We start from the raw sequence: 18,831 nt of genomic DNA, 5'->3' as shown, positions 1-18,831 counted from the left end.
ACTGACATACCGTCAGGAAAACCCGGGTCCGCGAGGTGTGGCCAACTCGCCCGATTTGAAACCTCCATGACCGTAAAGTCCTGGCCGGAAAGCTTAATGATCAAGAGGAACAGCTTGGAATCCGGGCCCCGGGTCTATTAACGTTCGATAACGCAGCGCGGTCGTCCCAGCCGTCACAAGAGGCGGCTCCGTGCGCACGCGCCGAATCCCGCAAGGGAACCGGGGAACCACCACCTTGGGGTGAATCGCTCGTAGCCCGCCGGACATGGACGGCGGATATACGCGCGTAGGAGACCTTCCTGCTCCGAACCCGTCAGCTAACCCGGTAGGCGAGAAGGAAGGAAAGGAGCGCGCCCACGTGGCGTCAAACCCGCCTGCCCCGTTCGTGCCGAGTCAGCGTGGCGACGAGACCTTCGTCTACGGCAGCCACCGCACCGACGAGGGCCCGTGGGAGGAGTGGAACCCCACCGCCGACACCGTTCGCCCGGTCCGCGGCAAGCACCGTGTGTCCAAGCAGCGCGGCGGCGGACTGGCCCGCAGCTCCACCGTTCTCGGCGTCGGTGTCATCGCCGCCGTCGGCGGGGCCGGCATGGCCAGCGCGCAGTCCGGCAAGCCGCCGGTCGCCATCACCATCCCCGACCTGCCGCTGATCTCCGACGACTCCGCGGACGAGCCGGAGCCCGAGGCGTCGACCTCCCCGCTCAGCAGCGTCGGCATGACCACCACGGACACCGAGCAGGGCGCGGCCGACGCCGGCGAGGCCCTGCGCGCCCGGATCATGGCCCAGGCCGAGCAGCAGCAGGACCAGGTCGACACCAAGGCCGCCCAGGCCGCCGCCGCTGCCGCCGAGAAGGCCGCCACGGAGGCTGCCGCCAAGGCGGAGAAGGAGGCGAAGGCCAAGGCCGCCGCCGCCAAGGAGAAGGCCGAGCAGGAGGCCGCGGCGAAGGCCGAGGCCGAGCGCCTGGCCAAGCTGGCCAAGGAATACACCCTGCCGACCTCCTCCTTCACCCTCACCTCGACCTTCGGCCAGGCCGGCTCCATGTGGTCCTCCGGCTACCACACCGGCCTCGACTTCGCCGCCCCCACGGGCACGCTGCTCAAGGCGGTCCACACCGGCACGATCACCTCCGCCGGCTGGGACGGCTCCTACGGCTACAAGACCGTGCTCACCCTGGAGGACGGCACCGAGATCTGGTACGCCCACCAGTCCTCGATCAGCGTCAGCGTGGGCCAGAAGGTCAACACCGGCGATGTGATCGGCCGGGTCGGCGCGACCGGGAACGTCACCGGCGCCCACCTCCACCTGGAGGTCCACCCCGAGGGCTCCACCTCCGGCATCGACCCGCTCGCGTGGCTGCGCGACAAGGGCCTCAACATCTGAGATCCACCCCCGGTGAACCCCGGCGGTCCTGATGACGACCCCCCGACATCAGGGCTGCCGGTTTTTCGCTGCCCGCCCGCGCCTAGGACCGGTAGGGGTTGTACGCGGGGTACGGCCCCGCCGGGTGGGCCGGGTACGTCTGCTGGTGGACGGTCTGCGGGTACACCGGCTGCGACGGATACCCGTACGCACCGTGCATCGGCCACGGAGCGGCCGCCACCGGCACCCGCGGAGCCGTGGCACGGGCCGCGTGGTCGAGGGCCGGCCGGGCCACCTCCCGGCGCAGCCACAGCTCCCGCAGCAGCTCCGCCTCCCGTACGACGAAGTCGGCACCCGCGCGGCCCCCGCGCCCCCGGTGCCGCAGGAACGCCAGCGAGGTCGCGTACGCCTCGTACCGCGCCACCTCCCGGGCCGCCCGTCGTCCGCCGCCGCGCCGGGCGTGGGCGCGGGCCAGCCGGCGGGCCCGCATCGAGCCGAGCGCGAAGGGCTCGCCCGGGGTGAGCCAGCCGGCCACCGCGTAGGCGGGCAGTTCCTCCCGCACCGTGCGCAGCTCCCGCTGGCGCGTCCAGACCACCAGCCAGGTCAGCAGGCCGAACGCGGGCACCATGATCGCCGCGTACACGGCGAAGAAGCCGTACGGTCCGAACACCGACGAGCCGTTCCACAGCGCGTGCAGGCCCATCGCGAGGAGCAGTCCGCACGGCGGCAGCAGGACCCGCCGCCACCGCTGGCGGGGGCCGGCGAACGCGGCGACGCCGAAGCCGATGCCGGTGAGCACGGTGAACAGGGGGTGCGCGAAGGGGGACATGACGATGCGCACGAAGAAGGTGGCGGCGGTGACGGAGGCGATGCCGCTGTCGCCGGTCAGCTGGTCGGTGCCGAAGGCGGTGCCGAGGTAGAGGATGTTCTCGGTGAACGCGAAGCCGGTGGCGGTGACCCCGGCTATCACCACCCCGTCGACCAGGCCGGTGAAGTCGCGCCGCCGGAAGAGGAAGACGAGGAGGACGGCCGCGGCCTTCGCCGACTCCTCGACGACCGGCGCTATGACGGTCGCCCCGAGGGTGTCCGCGCCGGAGGGGTCCGCGGTGGCCGTCGCTATCCACCGGGTGGCGAAGCTGTTGGCGATGATGGCGATCAGCGCCGCCGCGCAGGCGCCCCAGGCGAAGGAGAACACCAGATTCCGCCAGGGTCCCGGCTCGACCCGGTCCAGCCAGCGGAAGGCGGCTATGAGCAGCGGCACGGGCAGCACGGCCAGCCCGAGCCCGACCAGGAACCCCTGGGTGCCGGTCTGTTCGCGGACCAGGGCCAGGATGACCAGGCCGGAGAGCGCGAGCAGGGTGGTCAGAGCGCCGTACCGCACCCAGGCCCGCTGCCACCAGTGCGCAGGGCGCGGTGAGCCCCCGGCGGGACCCGGGGGTCCGGTGGGGTGCGGCGGGTACGGAGGACGGGTGGCCACGGCATTGACCCTAACGAGGCAGGGGCGCCGCCCGCACGGGGGACAGCGGCGGGCTCAGGCGCGGCGGAAGAGAAGGTCGTTCACGACATGTCCCTTGTCTAGTCCCTGGCCCTCGAAACGGGTCAGCGGCCGGAACGGCGGACGCGGCGCGAAACCGCCGTCGGCCTGCGTGTTCTCGAAGTCCGGATGAGCGCTCAGCACTTCGAGCATCTGTTCGGCGTACGGTTCCCAGTCGGTGGCGCAGTGCAGCAGCGCGCCGGGCCTGAGCCGGGTCGCGGCGAGGTCCAGGAACTCGGGCTGGATCAGCCGTCGTTTGTGGTGGCGCTTCTTGGGCCAGGGGTCCGGGAAGTAGACGCGGAGCCCGTCGAGGGAGTCCGGCGTGAGCATCTCGCGCAGCAGGATGATCGCGTCGCCGTTGCCGACCCGGATGTTGGACAGGCCGTGATGGTCGGCGAGGTTGAGCAGATTGCCCTGGCCGGGGGTGTGCACGTCCACGGCGAGCACATTGGTGCCGGGGTCGGCCGCGGCCATCTGCGCGGTCGCCTCGCCCATCCCGAAGCCGATCTCCAGGACGACCGGTCCGTCGTTGCCGAACAGCTCGGCCGGGTCGATCACCCGCTGCCCGTCGATGTCCAGCCCCCACAGGGGCCACAGCCGCTGCAAGGCGTCCGCCTGGCCCGCGGTGACCCGGCTGCGGCGGGGCTGGAAGCTCCTGATCCGGCGCTCGAAGTGGGAGCCGGCCGGATCGGCCATGGGCCCGTCCGGGAACCGCGGCTCGCCCTTGGCGCGGGTGTGGCGGACGGACACACCGGGCTCGTGGCCGGGGGCGGACCGGGGGGCTTCGGGGGTGTGCAGGGATTCAGACACAGTGCGGTCGATTTTACGGGAGGCCGCGTGAGGGGCGGCTCGCGCCGGTACGGGGGCTCACCCGTGGGTACGGGGGCCCACCCGCCGGGGCGGGGCTCACCCGTGGGTACGGGGCTCACCCGTCGGTGCGGGGGCCCACCTGTCGGTGCGGGGGCCCACCCGCCGGTGCGGGTCTCAGCCGTGGGTACGGGGCCCACCCGCCGGTGCGGGGCTCACCCGTCGGTACGGGAGCCCACCCGCCGGTACGGTGGCCCACCCGCCGGTACGGTGGCCCACCCGCCGGTGCGGGTCTCAGCCGTGGGTACGGGGGCCCACCCGCCGGGGCGGGGCTCACTCGTCGGCCAGCACGGCCAGTGCCCTGCGGGCCACCTCCCGCCCGATCGGCAGGGAGGCGGTGGCGGCGGGAGAGGGCGCGTTCAGCACGTGCACGGTGCGGGCGCCCTCCCGGATCAGGAAGTCGTCCACCAGCGTCCCGTCCCGCAGCACGGCCTGGGCCCGCACCCCGGCCGCCGCCGGCACCAGGTCGTCCTCGGTCACCGCGGGCAGCAGCCGCCGTACGGCCGCGGTGAAGGCACTCCGGGACAGTGACCGGCGCAGCTCCCCGGCTCCGTACCGCCAGTGCCGCCGGGCCATCGCCCAGGCGCCGGGCCAGCCGAGCGTCAGCGCCAGGTCCTGCGGGCGTACGGTCCCCCAGTCGTACCCCTCGCGGGCCAGCGCCGGGACCGCGTTGGGGCCGACGTGCACCTCTCCGTCGACGCCGCGGGTCAGGTGCACCCCGAGGAAGGGGAACGCCGGGTCCGGCACCGGGTACACCAGCCCCCGCACCAGTTCGGGCCGGGCCAGGGTGAAGTACTCCCCCCGGAACGGCACGATCCGCATCCCGGGGTCGTCCCCGGTCAGCCGGGCGATCGAGTCGCAGTGCAGCCCGGCGCAGTTCACCAGCGCCCGCCCTCGTACGACGTCACCGGCCGCCGTCCGGACGGCGACCCCGAGCCCCGGCCGCCGGTCCACCTGGACGACCTCGGCCCCGTACCGGATCTCCGCGCCCGAGGCGTCGGCCAGTCGCCGCGCCACCCCGGTGAAGTCGCAGATGCCGGTGGTCCCCACGTGTATGGCCGCGAGCCCCCGCACCTCCGGCTCGTACTCGGCGATCTGCGCGGCGCCCAGCTCCCGCACCGCGATGCCGTTCTCCCGCCCCCGCTGCACCAGCGCGTGCAGCCGGGGCAGCTCGGACCGCTCGGTGGCGACGATCAGCTTCCCGGTGACGGCGTGGTCGATGTCGTACTCGGCGCAGAACTTGACCATCTCGGCGGCGCCCCGCACCGCGTACCGCGCCTTCAGCGAGCCCGGCCGGTAGTAGATCCCGCTGTGGATCACCCCGCTGTTGCGCCCCGTCTGGTGCCGGGCCGGGCCCGGCTCCTTCTCCAGCACCGTCACCCGGGTGCCCGGCGCGGCCCGGGTGATGGCGTACGCGGTGGACAGCCCGACGATCCCGCCACCGATCACGAGCACGTCACAGTCGTGAACGACCGCCCGCACGAGCACCACCTCCGCCTCCGATAGTGCACTGCGCCACTGACAGTGCCCTCAAACCCCGGAGGCACACCCCGTCGGCCGGCCTTCTCCGCTCAGGCGGGAGTCATCAGCAGCGGCCGGGCCCGTTCCCGCAGCTCCACCACGCGCGGCTCGTCCCCGTACGGCTCCAAGCGGTGCAGCAGATCCTTCACGTACTCGGTGGTGCGCGCCGAGGAGATCCGGCCCGCCACCTCCACCGCCCGCACGCCCTGCTCGCACGCCGCGTCGAGGTTGCCCGACTCCAGCTCGGCCACCGCCGAGACGACCAGCCTGAGCCCGTGCGAGCGCACGAACTCCTCCGTCGGCTTCGACAGCGCCTGCTCGGTGAACCGGCGCACCTGACGCGGCGCCTTCAGGTCGCGGTAGCACTCGGCGGCGTCCGCGCAGAACCGGTCGTAGGAGTAGAAGCCGAGCCAGGACGGGTCCTGGTCGCCCTCGCGGGAGCGCTCCAGCCATCCCTCCGCCGCCTTCAGCGCGGCGCCGGCGGCCTGCGCGTCCCCGGCGCGCGCGTGCGCGCGTGCCTCGACGAGCCGGAAGAAGCTCATGGTGCGCGCGGTGGCCAGCCCCCGGTTGCGCTCCAGCGCGGCCTGCGCGAGGTCGACACCCTCGTCGCCGAAGCCCCGGTACGTCGCCTGGAGCGACATCGACGCCAGGACGTAGCCGCCGAGCGGCACGTCCGCCGCGGCCCGGGACAGCCGCAGGGCCTGGATGTAGTACCGCTGCGCGGCCTCCTGCTGCCCGGTGTCGAAGGCCATCCACCCGGCCAGCCGGGTCAGTTCGGCGCTCGCCCCGAACAGCGCGCGGCCCACTTCGTCGGAGTACGAGCCGAGCAGCAGTGGCGCCGCCTCCACCCGCAGGCACTCCGGCACCATCGACGAACGCCAGTCCCCGCCGCCGTACTTGGAGTCCCAGCGCCGGGCGTCCTCGGCGGCCTCCCGCAGTTTCTGCACATCGCTGTGGCCGACTTTGGACGGTGCGCCGGACCCCTCGGCGGGGTTCACCTCACGCGCCACCGAACTGTCGGCCGGGGTTATCAGCCACCGCGAGGCGGGCGTTGCGTATGCGCTCACTGCGAACGAACCGGCGAGCGACTGCCAGATGCCGCCGGCGCCGGCCCGCCGGCCGGCGAGGTCGAGCCGGTACAGGTCGGTGGCCGACCGCACCGCCTGCCCGACGTCCCGGGGGAAGGCCAGGCCCACCTCCGGCGCCGGGTCCGCGTCGGCCAGGCCGATCTCGTGGAGCGGCACCGGGCGGCCGAGCTTCTGGCCGATGGCGGCGGCGATGAGGTGCGGCGCCGCGCCCTGCGGCACCATCCCCTTCGACACCCAGCGCGCCACCGAGGTCTTGTCGTAGCGAAGTGTCAACCCGCGTTGAGCGCCAAGGTCGTTGACGCGACGCGCGAGTCCTGCGTTGCTGATTCCCGCGAGGGCGAGAACGGCGCCGAGCTTTTCGTTCGGCCCGCGTTGCTCCCTGGACATGCGCCACCCCTCGACACAGACGGCTGCCGCGCTGGCATAACCACGCGGCATTCGTAAACCCAGCGTAGTTCGCCGCATCCCAAGCGTTAAGGGGCATTCTTCCGGATGGCGGGATTGTGGTCCGTACTGAAGTACGGGTCAGGTACGGACGGTTGCCGACGTGCCCCCGCTGTGTGGCCGTGCGCCCGTGCGTGCGCTCTTCTCCGGCCACGGGGGGAGCGGTTCCATGGATCGTGCGTGGGTCGGCCCGCTGTACTGGATCCAGTGGGCTGGGGGACACCGCCGCCTCCATCCCCGCGGGCGGCGGAACGGTCCGGGGGGCGAGTGCCGCCTCCCGGACTGCGCACCCGCCAAGTGGTGCGCAGCGCCTGTACGGAGCGTGGTCACGCCTGTCTCCGTTACGCCGATTTGGCTGAAAATCGACCCCGCCTTTTATGAGTGATTGCCGCTCCCACCACGGAAGTTGAGGGCGCGAAAGGCGTTCTCGGGGAGTGAACCGGGGGCGCATTCGAGTCGCCACGGCCGGGCTTTCGCCGTTGCCCGCACGGGTGTTGACGCCCCGGCGGGGCGCGCACGGCGGCGCGTTTCGCAGATCTCAGGCGGTGTCACCGCACCTCCGGCACGCCTCCTTCATGGCAGCATGGGGATCCGGTTGGTGCGGAGCACCGGTTGTCCACAGGCTGTGGAGGCGTCCATGCGGTGGTTGGTGGGATGGAGCAGCGCCGCCGCGGGAGCCGCCGCCATCGGCTCGGCGGGGGCCACCGGACCCGACGGCGAGACCGTGCACCCGGTCGGGTCCCAACTCCTGTGGGGCGACCCCGATCCGCTCTGGGCGGTCGGGGACTGGCGCCCCGACGAAGTGCGCGTGGTGCAGGCCGACGCACAGACCCGCATCGCCGTCCTCGGTATCTGCGGGGCGAGCGACGAGCAACTGCGGGTCGGACTGTTCGCCGCGAGGGGCGGCGCGCTGCGCCACCTGACGGCCTGGCCCGGCAGCTACACGGCCGTGGTCCAGGTCGGGCGCCGGGTGATGGTCTGCGGCGACCTCGCGGGCGCCCGGCCCGTGTTCCACACCCCCTGGGCCGGCGGCACCGCCTACGCGACCGCCGCGCTGCCGCTCGCCGACCTCATCGAGGCCAACCTCGACTTCGGCCACCTGGCGGCCCTGCTCGCCGCCCCGGACGTCCCCGCGGCCCTGGACGACTCCACCCCCTACGACGGCGTACGGCGCGTCCCTCCGGGGCACGCCCTGATCCTGCGCGCCGGGGCACGGGAGATCGCCGGGTACGAGCCGGTCGCCTCCCTCGCGGTGGCGGCGCCCCCGGCCGACCCGGACAGCGCGGTGGACGCCGTGCGCGACGCCCTCGTGGAGGCGGTACGGGCCCGGCTCTCCGCGCCCCGGCACGTGCCCGGCACCGACATCGACCCCGGGCCGGTCCCCGGCATGGGCCCCGCCGAACGGCGCGCCGCGCGCGGGATGCCCGTGCCCGGGATCGGCGCGGACCTCTCCGGGGGCCCCGCGTCCGCGACCCTCGCCCTGCTCGCCGCCGGTCTGCCGGGCATGCCGGGCACCGTGCTGGGCCACGGCACCGGCGCGGGCGAGCGGCTGCTGGCGGTCACCTTCAACGACCTGGCCACCGGCGGCCGGGAGTCCGAGCTGCAACGGGCGGGCGCCCTCGCGGCCAACCCGCGCCTGCACCACGTGGTCGTCACCGGGCACGAGGAGACCCTCCCGTACGCCGACCTCGACGGACCGCTCACCGACGAGCCCGGCCCGTCCCTGGTGACGGCGGCCCGGCACCGGGCGCGGCTCGCGGCGGGCAGCGCGGACCACTTCACCGGCCACGGCGCCCGCCAGGTCCTCGACGCCCATCCGGCCCGGCTGACCGACCTGCTGATGGACCGCAAGCGCCGGCACCTGGTGCGGCCGGTCGCCGCGCTCGCCAGGGCCGACGGCTCGGTGATGGTCCCCGCCCGGGTGTACGGCGCGGCCCGCAAGCTGGCCCGCACCCCCTACCGCACCGGTCTGGAGGCGCTGGCCGACCGCCTGCTGCACCGGCGGTTCGACGAACCCGGAGGTGCCGTGGGGGCGTCGCTGGCGGCCCTCACCTGGGCGAGACCCGGGCCCGCCGCGCGCTGGCTGACGGGGGAGGCACTGGCTGAAGTATCGGTTCGCCTGCACGGTGCCACGAACCGTTCCGGGGTCGGCCCGGGGCAGCGGCCCGGCGACTACCGCGCGCGTGCCTCGCTCGCCCGGCACGCCGCGGACCTGCGCGTGCTGGAGCAGGCCGCCGAGATCCGCTTCCAGCGGCTGCACGCGCCCTTCCTCGACAACCAGGTCGTCCGCGCCTGCCGCGCGCTGCCCGAGGCACTGCGCGTCCAGCCCGGCGCCCGCGCCGCGATCCTGCGCACGGTTCTGGAGGGCTCCGGTGTGGCCGACCTCCCGGCCGGCTGGGGCGCCCCCTCGCACGCCCCGGCCGCGGTGGCCGCCCGCACCGGACTGCGGGTCGCGGCGGACGACCTGATGACCCTGTTCGGCACACCCCTGCTGGCCCAGGCCGGACTGGTGGAGGCCCGGGTGGTGCGCAAGGCGCTCCGCTCCGCCGCCGAGGGCGAGCCCCTCCCGCTGGACGGCCTGGCCGACCTCGTCTCCCTCGAACTCTGGCTCTCCCGGCTGCTGGCCCGCCGCGGCACCTGCTGGACCGGAACCCCGGCCCGCGCGCGTGCCGTACCCGCCGGGATCACCCCGCAGCGCGGAGCGCTCGGCGCGGGAGCGGGCGCCCAGCGCGCGTAGCCGCGCCCCGTCCACAGGCTGTGGACGAATTCCCGCCCCGCGGCGACCGGGCGCGCCCCGGGATCCGCCGCCCGCAGCGACGGCCCGCAGCGACGGCCCGCGTCGACGGCCCGCGTCGACGGCCCGCTCCTACGAGCAGGTGAACCGCGACTCCGCCCAGTCCGCGAGGGTCAGGTCGTCGAAGTGGCTGTGCGGCTCGACCACCAGCCGTACGGTTTCGCGCCCGGTGAGGTCCACCGAGACCGGCACCGCCGGATCGCCGCCCTCGACCGTCCCGGACCGCCACAGCCGCACCCCGTCGGCGTACACCGAGAACGAGACCTTGCCCAGGCCCAGCATCATGTCGTCGACGCCGACGACGGCCCGGTACGCGGTGCACTCCCGGTTGAGGTCGACGGTGACCGAGGACCGGCCGTGCACGGTGACCCCGTGCGCGTACCGCGTCCCGGCGATCGAGACGCCGTAGCGCTGCCACACCCAGCTGCTCTCGCCGAGCCGCATCTCGGGCTCGGTGCCGTCGCCGCCCACGTCGTACGACAGCTCGCTCCACTGGTAGTCGGCCGGGGCCGGGGGCGGCGGAGTGGGAGTGGGAGTGGGAGTGGGTGTCGGCGTCGGGGTGGGGGTCGGGGTGGGGCTCGGCTTCGGCTTCGGCGTGGGGGTCGGTGTCGGGGTCGGGGTGGGCGTCGGGTCGGCGGCGCGGGACGGCGTGGGGGTGGGCGTGGAGGGCGGTGCCTGGTCGGGGGCCAGGGCGGGCGGGAGCGGCTGCGGCTGCTTCTTCGGGGGCTTCGCGGTCGGGGCCTCCTCGACCACGGGGGCGGGGGAGGAGACCGGCGGCTTGGCGTCCGGCCTGGCCGTCGGATCGCTGTCGCCGACGAGGGCGAGCGCCACCGCGGCGGCGGCGACCGCGACCACACCGGCGGCGATACCGGCCTTCACCGGCGCGCCCAGCCCTTCCGAGGCCGCCGCGCCGCCACCGGCTCCGGCCCCCGACGAGGAGCCGCCCGCCGCGGCCGCGGCCCCCGCGACACCCGCCGCACCCGCCCCGGTGCCGCCCGCGACGAGCGCGGCCACCTTGGCGTACCCGGCGGCACCGAACCAGCCGATGACCGCGACCGGTACGACGCCGGGGATGCCGCTGGCGACCTCCTTGATCTGCCCGGCGGCCAGCCGGCACTTCGCGCACTCCTCCAGGTGCTTGCGCAGCCCGCGCTCGGCCCGGGTACGCAGCCCGCCGCGGGCGTAGGCGCCGAGCCGGTCGGCGTACCGGGCGCACTCCTCGTCGCCCGCCAGGGAGGCGCTGACATGGGCCTGGAGGTAGGCCTGCTTCAGCCCCTCGCGGGCCCGGCTGGCCAGCACGCGGGTGCCGTTGGCGTCGAGCCCGAACAGCGTGGCGACCTCGCTCGGCGACTCGTCCTCGACCTCGGTGTGCCACAGCACGGCCTGCCAGCGCTCCGGCAGCGACCGGAAGGCCTGCATGGCCATCGACTGCTCGGCCTCGTGCATCGCGCGTACGTCGGCGCCCAGGTCGAGCGTGTCGTTGTCGGAGACCTCGGAGACCCGTACGGCCTGGGAGGCGAACACCGCGAAGTCCTCGACGAGTTCCTCCCGCTTCGCCGACTTCGTCCAGGTCGCGGCGACCCGTCGGACGGAGGTGAGGAGGTAGGCGCGTACGGCGTACTCGGGTCCCGAACCGCCGCGCACCGCCTGGAGCATGCGGGCGAAGACCTCCGCGGTGAGGTCGTCGGCGGTGTGGGCGTCGCGGCAGCAGGTGCGGGCGTACCGGCGGACCGCGTCGGCGTGCCGGCGGTACAGCTCCTCGTAGGCCGTGTCGTCGCCGGAGCGCATCCGCCCGATCAGGTCGGTGTCGGACGGCGGCAGCTCCCGGGGCGGCGGCAGGACGCCGTCCTCGTGCCGGTCGCGCTGCGCGGGGACGCTGCCCTCCACGGGCTCGCCGCCCTGGGCCGGGACGGAGGCCGTGGCCGGCGGGTGGCCGCCCGCGGGAGTCCAGCCCGGCGGCAGTCCGGGGCGGCCGCCCTGGTTCGGCACCTGAGGCGAGGCCGGACCGCCGTCCTCCGCGTCACCGTCACCGAGTGACCCGTCCCGCCCGTCAACGCTCATCGCGGAAAGCCCCCGCCGCCAGCCCAACCAGTCCCGAACACCGGGTCAGAGTGCCATACCGACTTTTGGTCAGCGTCCGGCGGCGGCGGCCTTCCACTCGTCCGAGGGGACTTCGTGCGGTCCCGTACTAGGAGTCACCCGTTCGGGGAAGGATCAACTGTCCTGCGCCGCACGGCAGTTGAGTCGTCCGCCGGGTATGCCCGAAGTGGCGCACGGTGGTTGACGGGGGCGGGGCGCGTACGCCACCCACACCCCCGCGTCACCTCTTCGGGTCACCCGCGCACCGCGGACCGCCGGGTCAGGACGGCCGCGAGCGAAGCCCCTCCAGCAGGATGTCCAGCAGCCTCGCCGAGGCCGCCGCCTGGTGGGCCGGGTCGGGCAGCGAGGGTGCCGCCGTCGCGATCACCAGCAGCACGTCCGCCACCGACACGTCTGCCCGCAGCTCACCCGCCGCCCGCGCCCGCTCGACCAGCCTGCCCACGACCTCCAGCAGCGCCGAGGCCCCCGCGTCGTCGGCCTCCGGGTCACCGGTCGCCCCGGAGCCCGCGGCCCCGGACGGGGAGATCTCCCCCGCCACCAGCCGCAGTTCGCCCGAGCCCGGCTGGGTCCGCTGCTGCGGCACCCGCGCCTCGTCGAACCCGGCGCCGTCCGCGTGCTCCTCCGCGACCCCGACGCGCAGCACCTGGGGCGGCAGCAGCCGCCCGGCGCCCGACGCCACCGAGGTGCGCAGGAAGCGCGAGAGCGCCGACCACGGCTCGTCCTCCTGCCCGAGCGCCGTCCGGGCCTGCTCGGTGAGCCGGGAGGTCTCCTCCTCGGCTATCCGGCGCACCAGGACGTCCTTGCTCGGGAAGCGCCGGTACACCGTCCCGACACCGACCCGCGCGCGCCGCGCCACGTCCTCCATCGGCGCGCCGTACCCCAGCTCGCCGAAGACCTCGCGAGCGGCACGCAGTACGTGCTCCAGATTGCGCTGTGCGTCCACCCGCAGCGGTGTCGTGCGCGAGCTGTCCCCGCGTCCGTGCCCCGCCGCGTTCATGGCTCCGCCCATCGCTCCGCTCATCGCCCCGCCAACCGGTGCGATGGCCGACGTGGACGACCAATGAGAGTCCTGAACATGCATAAGCGTTCCCCCGGTAATGATGTCTCCCCCCGGAGACTCCCCGCCTTCGACAGCCGGAGCGTGGTGGAACATGCCCGGACCCGGGTCCGCCGTCGCGACCCCTTTGAGCCCGAGGAGCGCATCCCCCTACACCCCGTCGACACACGAACATAGTTGAGAGGGAGTCAATTCAGAAGGGGCACGTTCCGCACGGAGCGCCCCCCGATCGGCGTACGAGCCGTATACATCCCGATTCCACCCCCTGTGACCCCCCGGAGTATGCCTCTTGACCTGGGCATATTCCCGGGACTTCGATAATTCGGCCAACCATGCGGCTGGATGTCGTCCGGTCACACAAATGGTCGAGCCTGTGGACAAACTCAAGCGCCGGGTGCGTCATGGGATGGTGAAGGAACGTGCGCGCATTCTGGTTGTCGGCGGCGGCTACGTCGGGATGTACACGGCTCTGCGACTCCAGCGAAAGTTGAAACCGGAAATAAAACGCGGAGAAGTCGAGGTCACCGTCGTCACCCAGGACCCCTACATGACCTATCAGCCGTTTCTTCCCGAGGCGGCGGCCGGTTCGATCTCCCCCCGCCATGTCGTGGTGCCGCTGCGCCGCGTCCTGGACCGCTGCCGGGTCCTCGTCGGCGAGGTCCGCTCCATCGACCACGCCAAACGCACCGCGACCCTGACCACCCTCGCCACCGAGGAGGAGGGCACCGGCGGCGAACAGCTCGCCTACGACGAACTCGTCCTCGCGCCCGGCTCCGTCTCCCGCACCCTCCCGGTGCCCGGACTCGCCGAGCACGGCATCGGTTTCAAGACGGTGGAAGAGGCCATCGGGCTGCGCAACCACGTCATCGAACAGATGGACATCGCCTCCTCCACCCGCGACCCCGCGATCCGCGACGCGGCCCTCACCTTCGTCTTCGTCGGCGGCGGCTACGCGGGCGTCGAGGCGCTCGCCGAGCTGGAGGACATGGCCCGCTACGCCACGCGGTACTACCACAACGTCCGCCCCGAGGACATGAAGTGGATCCTCGTCGAGGCCTCCGACCGCATCCTCCCCGAGGTCGGCGAGGAGATGGGCCGCTACACCGTCACCGAACTGCGCCGCCGCAACATCGACGTACGCCTGCGGACCCGCCTGGAGTCATGCGCCGACCGGATGGCCGTGCTCAGCGACGGCGCCCGCTTCCCGACCCGCACCGTCGTGTGGACGGCCGGCGTCAAACCCCACCCGCTGCTCGCCGCCACCGACCTCCCGCGCACCGAACGCGGCCGGCTCAAATGCACCGCCGAACTGGCCGTGGAGGGCACCCCGCACGCGTGGGCCGCGGGAGACGCCGCCGCCGTCCCCGACGTCACCGCCGACCGACCCGGCACCCACACCGCCCCCAACGCCCAGCACGCCGTGCGGCAGGCCAAGGTCCTCGGCGACAACATCGCGCACTCCCTGCGCGGCGAGCCGCTGCGCACCTACGCGCACCGATACGTCGGCTCGGTCGCCTCACTCGGCCTGCACAAGGGTGTCGCGCACGTCTACGGACGCCGGCTGAAGGGCTACCCTGCCTGGTTCATGCACCGCGTCTACCACCTCAGCCGGGTCCCCACCTTCAACCGCAAGGCCCGCGTACTGGCCGAATGGACGCTCTCGGGACTCTTCAAGAGGGAAATCGTCTCGCTCGGTTCACTCGAACATCCCCGAGCGGAGTTCGAACTCGCGGCCGGTGGAAAGCCTTCTCAGGACACCGACGAAGACCCGAAGGGGTCGTCCTGACCGGACCGAGGAACTCCTCCGAGCCGGCGGGCGTCTGACGGATGTCGGCGCGGTCCGCCACACTGCCAGACTGACCCCCGACCCAGGACGGGCAGCAGCCCGCCCTCCCACCCACGAAGCCGTCCCCGCGGTTCCGCATCCCGGGGAGCGCCACCCCCCGGACCCCGGCCGGGTCCGGAGCTGGCCGAAGACAACGACACGAGGCAAGGATCCGTGAACTTCACGCGCTGGAGCGCCCGGCTTCCCGGAACGCAGCGCCGCGCCGCAGCCCGGACCGAACACGCGGTCGCCGCGGAGCGGCGCGGGGAGGGCGCGGGCTCCGTACCCGCGGCCAGAGCCGAACAGCTCACCGACGAGGGCCCGCCCGTCCCCGCCCTCGACGAACTGCCCGTACGCGAAGTCCTCGACGGCGTACCGGCCCTCGTCGCCCTCGTCCACGGCACCCACCACCGCCTCGCCTACGTCAACGACGCCTACGCCACCGCCTTCGGCATCCGCCCGCTCGGCGAACCGGCCCGCGACGCCCTCCCCGAACTGGACGCGCTGGGCCTGCTGCCGCTCCTCGACCAGGTCCTGCGCAGCGGCAAGCCCCGCACGGTCAAGTCCCGCAAGGCCCCCGACGGCCGCTCCTACACCTTCACCTGCACCCCGGTCGCCGAAGGGGACGGCGGCGTCCTCGTCTTCGCCACGGACGTCACCGACCACGCCGAGGCCGCCGAGCGCCTGCGCGCCAGCGAGCGCCGACAGCGCGAGACCGCGGTCACCCTCCAGAGATCGCTGCTCCCCCAGGAGCTCGAACAGCCCGACGACCTGCGCATCGCGGCCACCTACCAGCCCGGCGGCACCGAGGCCGCGGTCGGCGGCGACTGGTACGACGTGATCACCCTCGGCGGCGGACGCACGGCCCTGGTCATCGGCGACGTGATGGGCCGGGGCGTGCGGGCGGCGGCCGTCATGGGCCAGCTCCGCACCGCAGTACGCGCGTACGCCCGCCTCGACCTCCCGCCCCACGAGATCCTGCAACTGCTGGACGGCCTCGCCACCGAGATCGACGCCAACCAGATCGCGACCTGCGTCTACGCCATCCACGACCCCAACGAGGGGCGCCTGGTCTACGCCTCCGCGGGACACCTGCCCATCCTCGTCCGCGACGAGAGCGGCAGGGTCCTGCGCGCCGACGAACCGACCGGGCCCCCGCTGGGCACGGGCGGCTGGATGCACGCGTCCGGTTCCGTCCCCCTGAGCCCCGGTTCCACGGCCGTCCTCTACACGGACGGCCTGGTCGAGCGCCGCGACGAGGACCTCGACGAGGGCATCGCGTCCCTGGAGCGCGCCCTCGCCGGCGCCACGGGCACCCCTCAGGTCGTCTGCGACCGCCTGGTCCGCTCGGCCGGCGTCACCGCCGACCACGACGACGACGTGGCGGTCCTGGTCCTCCAGCACCCGGCCCGCACCGGCCCCGACGGCGAACTCTTCCGCAACGCGGCCCTGGAACTGCTGGGCGGCGTCGAGGCCGCCCCCCGCGCGCGTGCCTTCGCCTCGGGCGTGCTGACCAGCTGGCGCTTCCCGGCCGATCTGCACGACCAGGGCGTCCTGGCGGCCAGCGAACTCGTCGCCAACAGCCTCCAGCACGGCACCCCGCCGATGCGCCTGCGGCTGCGCCGCACCGACCGCCGGCTGATCGTCGAGGTCACGGACGGCGACGACCACCTGCCCAGACGCCGCCGGGCCGAACCCGGTGACGAGTCCGGCCGCGGCATCGCCATCGTCGCGACCATCGCCACCAACTGGGGCTCCCGCAGAACACCGGGCGGCGGCAAGGCCGTGTGGTGCGAGTTCGCCCTGCCCCGCACCTGACCCGCTCGGGGCGGCGGACTCAGGCGTGCGCCGGGGCCGGTGCGGCGCCACCCGTCGCCACCACACGGCTCCGCACCGACGACGGATGGTCCTGCGCGGGCGTCAGCTCACGCCCCAGCCGCAACGCCAGATACGTGATCCCCAGGGAGAACAGCAGGAACGTCACGATGTACGGCGCGTGCAGCGCGGCCCCCATGGGCCCGCCCACCGCCGGACCGACCGCCAGGGCCAGCTGCTTCACCAGGGCGAAGGCGGAGTTGTACTGCCCGGCCATGCCGCTCGGCGCCAGATCCGCCACCAGCGGCGCGACCGTCGGCGACAGCATCGCCTCACCCAGACCGAACAGCGCGTACGTCGAGATGAACGCGGCCGTCGCCATCTCCTGACTGCCGTGCCCCAGCCCCGCGTACCCGGCGGCCAGCCACGCCACGGCCCAGATCAGCCCCACGGCCGCGATCACCCGGGACCGCCGCCGCCGCTCGACGAACCGCAGCACCGCGAACTGCGCCACCACGATCATCGCGGTGTTCGCGGCCAGCGCCGTGCCGAGCGCCGAGGTGGAGATCCCGGCGGCCTCCACGCCGTACGCGCTCAGACCCGACTCGAACTGCCCGTAGCAGGCGAAGAACAGCACGAAGCCCAGCACGGACAGCCGCACCATCGCCCGGTTCCCGAGCAGCTGCTTCCAGCTGCCCCTCGCCGACGCCGGCGCACCCTCGATCCGCGGCGCGCGCGGCATCCGCACCGTCGCCATCACCACGACCAGCAGCAGGAACATCGCCGCCTCGATCGCGAACAGCAGAGTGAAGGAGGAGACCCGGGACGTGTCGACGAGGTGACCACCGATGAGACCGCCGACACCGAGCCCGAGGTTCTGCAGGAAGAACTGGGTCGCGAACGCCCGCGACCGGGTCTCCGCCGTCGAGACGTCCACGATCATCGTCGCCAGCGCCGGCTGCATCACGGCCTGACCCGCACCCAGCGCGGAGGCCGACAGCAACACGGCCGTGGCATTCCCGGCGAGCCCGAGGCTCAGCGCACCCAGGGCGGCGGTGACCAGAGCGGCGAGCAGCACCGGAAGCGGCCCGCGCCGCACGATCGCCCGCCCGGCGAAGGGCAGCACGATCAGCGCGGCCACGGCGAACACCGCGAGTACGAGACCCGCGGTGACGGCGCCCAGACCGCGTACCTGCGCCACATAGACGTACAGGTACGGGACGGTGAAACCGAGCCCGAACGTGCTGAGTGCGTTGGCCACGTGGATCCGGCGCATCGCTGCGCCCATCGCCCTGGTCACGTTCACCTCAATCAAGTAGGGGGATCCGACGTCGTCGTGCCCTCGTCGGATCCCGGAGTAGTTAGCTCTGAAGACTTCAAAGCTAAAGTTCGAAGCTAAAGAGTACAGATCGAAGGACTTCGACGCCAACTGCCCCCGTGCGATACTCGCCGCATGGGCGATACCTCCGGCCTCAGCGGCGAGCCGACACTCGAAGAGCAGATCGCCGCCTACCAGCGCGAGTTCCAGGACCTCGACCCCCAGGTCGAGAAGGTCGTCTCCGCCCTGTCCCGGCTGAACCGCCGTATGAACGTCGCCTACGGCCGCCAGACCGCCACGCTCGGCATCAGCAACACGGAGTGGGAGGTCCTGAAGGCCCTCGTCCTCTCCGGAGCCCCGTACCGCCTGGGCCCGAGCGACCTCGCCAAGCGGCTCGGCCTGACGCCGGCCGCGATGACCCACCGGATCGACCGCATGGTCACCGAGGGGCTGGTGACCCGGGAGCGCGACGAGTCCAACCGGGTCCGCGTCATCGTGGAGCTGACGACCGAGGGCCGGGAGAAGTGGATGGAGGCCATGCGCCTCGCCTCCGTCTTCGAGGAGGACCTGCTCCAGGACCTGTCCCCCGAGGAGCGCGCGACCCTCGGCGAGGTCCTCACCCGCCTGCTGCGCAGGGTGGAGCACGCCCAGCCGGACGCCGGCGGCCGCCTCACCGACCTGGATTAAAGATCTTGACAGGCGAGGGTTGACGGCCACCTGCCGGATCTGTAGAGTTCTTCGGGTTGCCGCGGGGCCGTAACGGTTCTTCGACAACACTCCGCCGCTTGAGCGGCACTTCAAACCACCAGCACGATCTCCCAGTCGGGGCGAATTCGGTGTGCCCGAATTCAATTCGAATGGGGCTCGGCAGCCCGATTAGGAACTGCCGGGAGGATCCGCTAAGGTTTGAGACGTCGGAACGGCCCAACAGCCGCGAAGACAAGCCCGGTTGACTGGGAGTCAGACACCGAAAGGATCTGATAAAGTCAACACCGCCGGAAGGCCGAAAGGCCGGAAAGCACCGAGGAAATCGGATCGGAAAGATCTGATAGAGTCGGAAACGCAAGACCGAAGGGAAGCAGCCCGGAGGAAAGCCCGAGAGGGTGAG

At 73.2% G+C, this 18,831-nt stretch carries 12 protein-coding genes and 1 riboswitch; of the genes, 5 read left to right on the top strand and 7 right to left on the bottom strand.

Translation table 11 applies throughout. The features are described from left to right. The first annotated feature begins 189 nt into the window (after positions 1-189). A riboswitch (cyclic di-AMP (ydaO/yuaA leader) is annotated at positions 190-347 on the top strand. A gap of 11 nt (positions 348-358) precedes the next feature. Then, positions 359-1,381, top strand: coding sequence for a M23 family metallopeptidase (locus AB0E07_RS13170; protein WP_362249722.1), 1,023 nt, complete (start codon positions 359-361; stop codon positions 1,379-1,381). 82 nt (positions 1,382-1,463) lie between these two features. On the opposite strand, the gene AB0E07_RS13165 is transcribed toward AB0E07_RS13170, so the two are convergent. The 4 genes from AB0E07_RS13165 to AB0E07_RS13150 all read right to left on the bottom strand — a co-directional run bounded on the left by AB0E07_RS13165 (position 1,464) and on the right by AB0E07_RS13150 (position 6,757). Next, positions 1,464-2,837, bottom strand: coding sequence for a PrsW family intramembrane metalloprotease (locus AB0E07_RS13165; protein ID WP_362249719.1), 1,374 nt, complete (start codon positions 2,835-2,837; stop codon positions 1,464-1,466). Between the two features lie 54 nt (positions 2,838-2,891). Further along, positions 2,892-3,704 (bottom strand): tRNA (guanosine(46)-N7)-methyltransferase TrmB, encoded by an 813-nt coding sequence (gene trmB, locus AB0E07_RS13160; RefSeq protein WP_362249716.1) that lies wholly within the window; start codon positions 3,702-3,704, stop codon positions 2,892-2,894. A 330-nt stretch (positions 3,705-4,034) separates the two neighbouring features. Further along, positions 4,035-5,243, bottom strand: coding sequence for an L-2-hydroxyglutarate oxidase (gene lhgO, locus AB0E07_RS13155; RefSeq protein ID WP_362249714.1), 1,209 nt, complete (start codon positions 5,241-5,243; stop codon positions 4,035-4,037). 89 nt (positions 5,244-5,332) lie between these two features. Next, the gene (locus tag AB0E07_RS13150) at positions 5,333-6,757 is read right to left on the bottom strand and encodes an MFS transporter (protein ID WP_362249711.1); all 1,425 of its coding nucleotides are present in this window, start codon (positions 6,755-6,757) and stop codon (positions 5,333-5,335) included. Positions 6,758-7,451: 694 nt separating this feature from the next. Between AB0E07_RS13150 and AB0E07_RS13145 the strand changes: the two genes are divergently transcribed. Beyond that, positions 7,452-9,551 carry an asparagine synthase-related protein gene (locus tag AB0E07_RS13145; RefSeq protein ID WP_362249709.1) on the top strand — a complete coding sequence of 700 codons (2,100 nt, stop codon included), beginning with the start codon at positions 7,452-7,454 and terminating at the stop codon, positions 9,549-9,551. A 129-nt stretch (positions 9,552-9,680) separates the two neighbouring features. Here AB0E07_RS13145 and AB0E07_RS13140 read toward each other — a convergent pair whose 3' ends face one another. Beyond that, a complete protein-coding gene (locus tag AB0E07_RS13140; RefSeq protein ID WP_362249706.1) occupies positions 9,681-11,669 on the bottom strand; it encodes a sigma-70 family RNA polymerase sigma factor in 1,989 nt (662 codons plus the stop codon). 298 nt (positions 11,670-11,967) lie between these two features. After that, the gene (locus AB0E07_RS13135) at positions 11,968-12,789 is read right to left on the bottom strand and encodes a TetR family transcriptional regulator (protein WP_362249703.1); all 822 of its coding nucleotides are present in this window, start codon (positions 12,787-12,789) and stop codon (positions 11,968-11,970) included. A 382-nt stretch (positions 12,790-13,171) separates the two neighbouring features. Between AB0E07_RS13135 and AB0E07_RS13130 the strand changes: the two genes are divergently transcribed. Then, on the top strand, positions 13,172-14,551 hold the full coding sequence (locus AB0E07_RS13130; RefSeq protein ID WP_362250251.1) for an NAD(P)/FAD-dependent oxidoreductase: 1,380 nt from the start codon (positions 13,172-13,174) through the stop codon (positions 14,549-14,551). 213 nt (positions 14,552-14,764) lie between these two features. Continuing rightward, positions 14,765-16,408, top strand: coding sequence for a SpoIIE family protein phosphatase (locus tag AB0E07_RS13125; protein ID WP_362249700.1), 1,644 nt, complete (start codon positions 14,765-14,767; stop codon positions 16,406-16,408). 19 nt (positions 16,409-16,427) lie between these two features. Here AB0E07_RS13125 and AB0E07_RS13120 read toward each other — a convergent pair whose 3' ends face one another. Continuing rightward, positions 16,428-17,681: an MFS transporter gene (locus AB0E07_RS13120; protein WP_362250249.1), complete on the bottom strand. Its 1,254-nt coding sequence runs from the start codon at positions 17,679-17,681 to the stop codon at positions 16,428-16,430. Between the two features lie 177 nt (positions 17,682-17,858). Here AB0E07_RS13120 and AB0E07_RS13115 point away from each other — a divergent pair, with 177 nt between their 5' ends. Continuing rightward, on the top strand, positions 17,859-18,410 hold the full coding sequence (locus AB0E07_RS13115; protein WP_362249698.1) for a MarR family transcriptional regulator: 552 nt from the start codon (positions 17,859-17,861) through the stop codon (positions 18,408-18,410). The last annotated feature ends 421 nt before the right edge of the window (positions 18,411-18,831 follow it).

It is taken from the genome of Streptomyces sp. NPDC048002 (assembly GCF_040653275.1).
Classification (GTDB): Bacteria; Actinomycetota; Actinomycetes; order Streptomycetales; family Streptomycetaceae; genus Streptomyces.
Note: the sequence above shows the minus strand (reverse complement) of the source record. Positions and strands in the feature narration are given on the sequence as shown.

Excerpts from the sequence above, each read along its gene's own strand:
- AB0E07_RS13130 (WP_362250251.1), top strand. The coding sequence starts at position 13,172 with ATGGTGAAGGAACGTGCGCGCATTCTGGTTGTCGGCGGCGGCTACGTC.
- AB0E07_RS13135 (WP_362249703.1), bottom strand. The coding sequence starts at position 12,789 with ATGCATGTTCAGGACTCTCATTGGTCGTCCACGTCGGCCATCGCACCG.
- AB0E07_RS13150 (WP_362249711.1), bottom strand. The coding sequence starts at position 6,757 with ATGTCCAGGGAGCAACGCGGGCCGAACGAAAAGCTCGGCGCCGTTCTC.
- AB0E07_RS13145 (WP_362249709.1), top strand. The coding sequence starts at position 7,452 with ATGCGGTGGTTGGTGGGATGGAGCAGCGCCGCCGCGGGAGCCGCCGCC.
- AB0E07_RS13120 (WP_362250249.1), bottom strand. The coding sequence starts at position 17,681 with ATGCGCCGGATCCACGTGGCCAACGCACTCAGCACGTTCGGGCTCGGT.
- AB0E07_RS13140 (WP_362249706.1), bottom strand. The coding sequence starts at position 11,669 with ATGAGCGTTGACGGGCGGGACGGGTCACTCGGTGACGGTGACGCGGAG.
- AB0E07_RS13115 (WP_362249698.1), top strand. The coding sequence starts at position 17,859 with ATGGGCGATACCTCCGGCCTCAGCGGCGAGCCGACACTCGAAGAGCAG.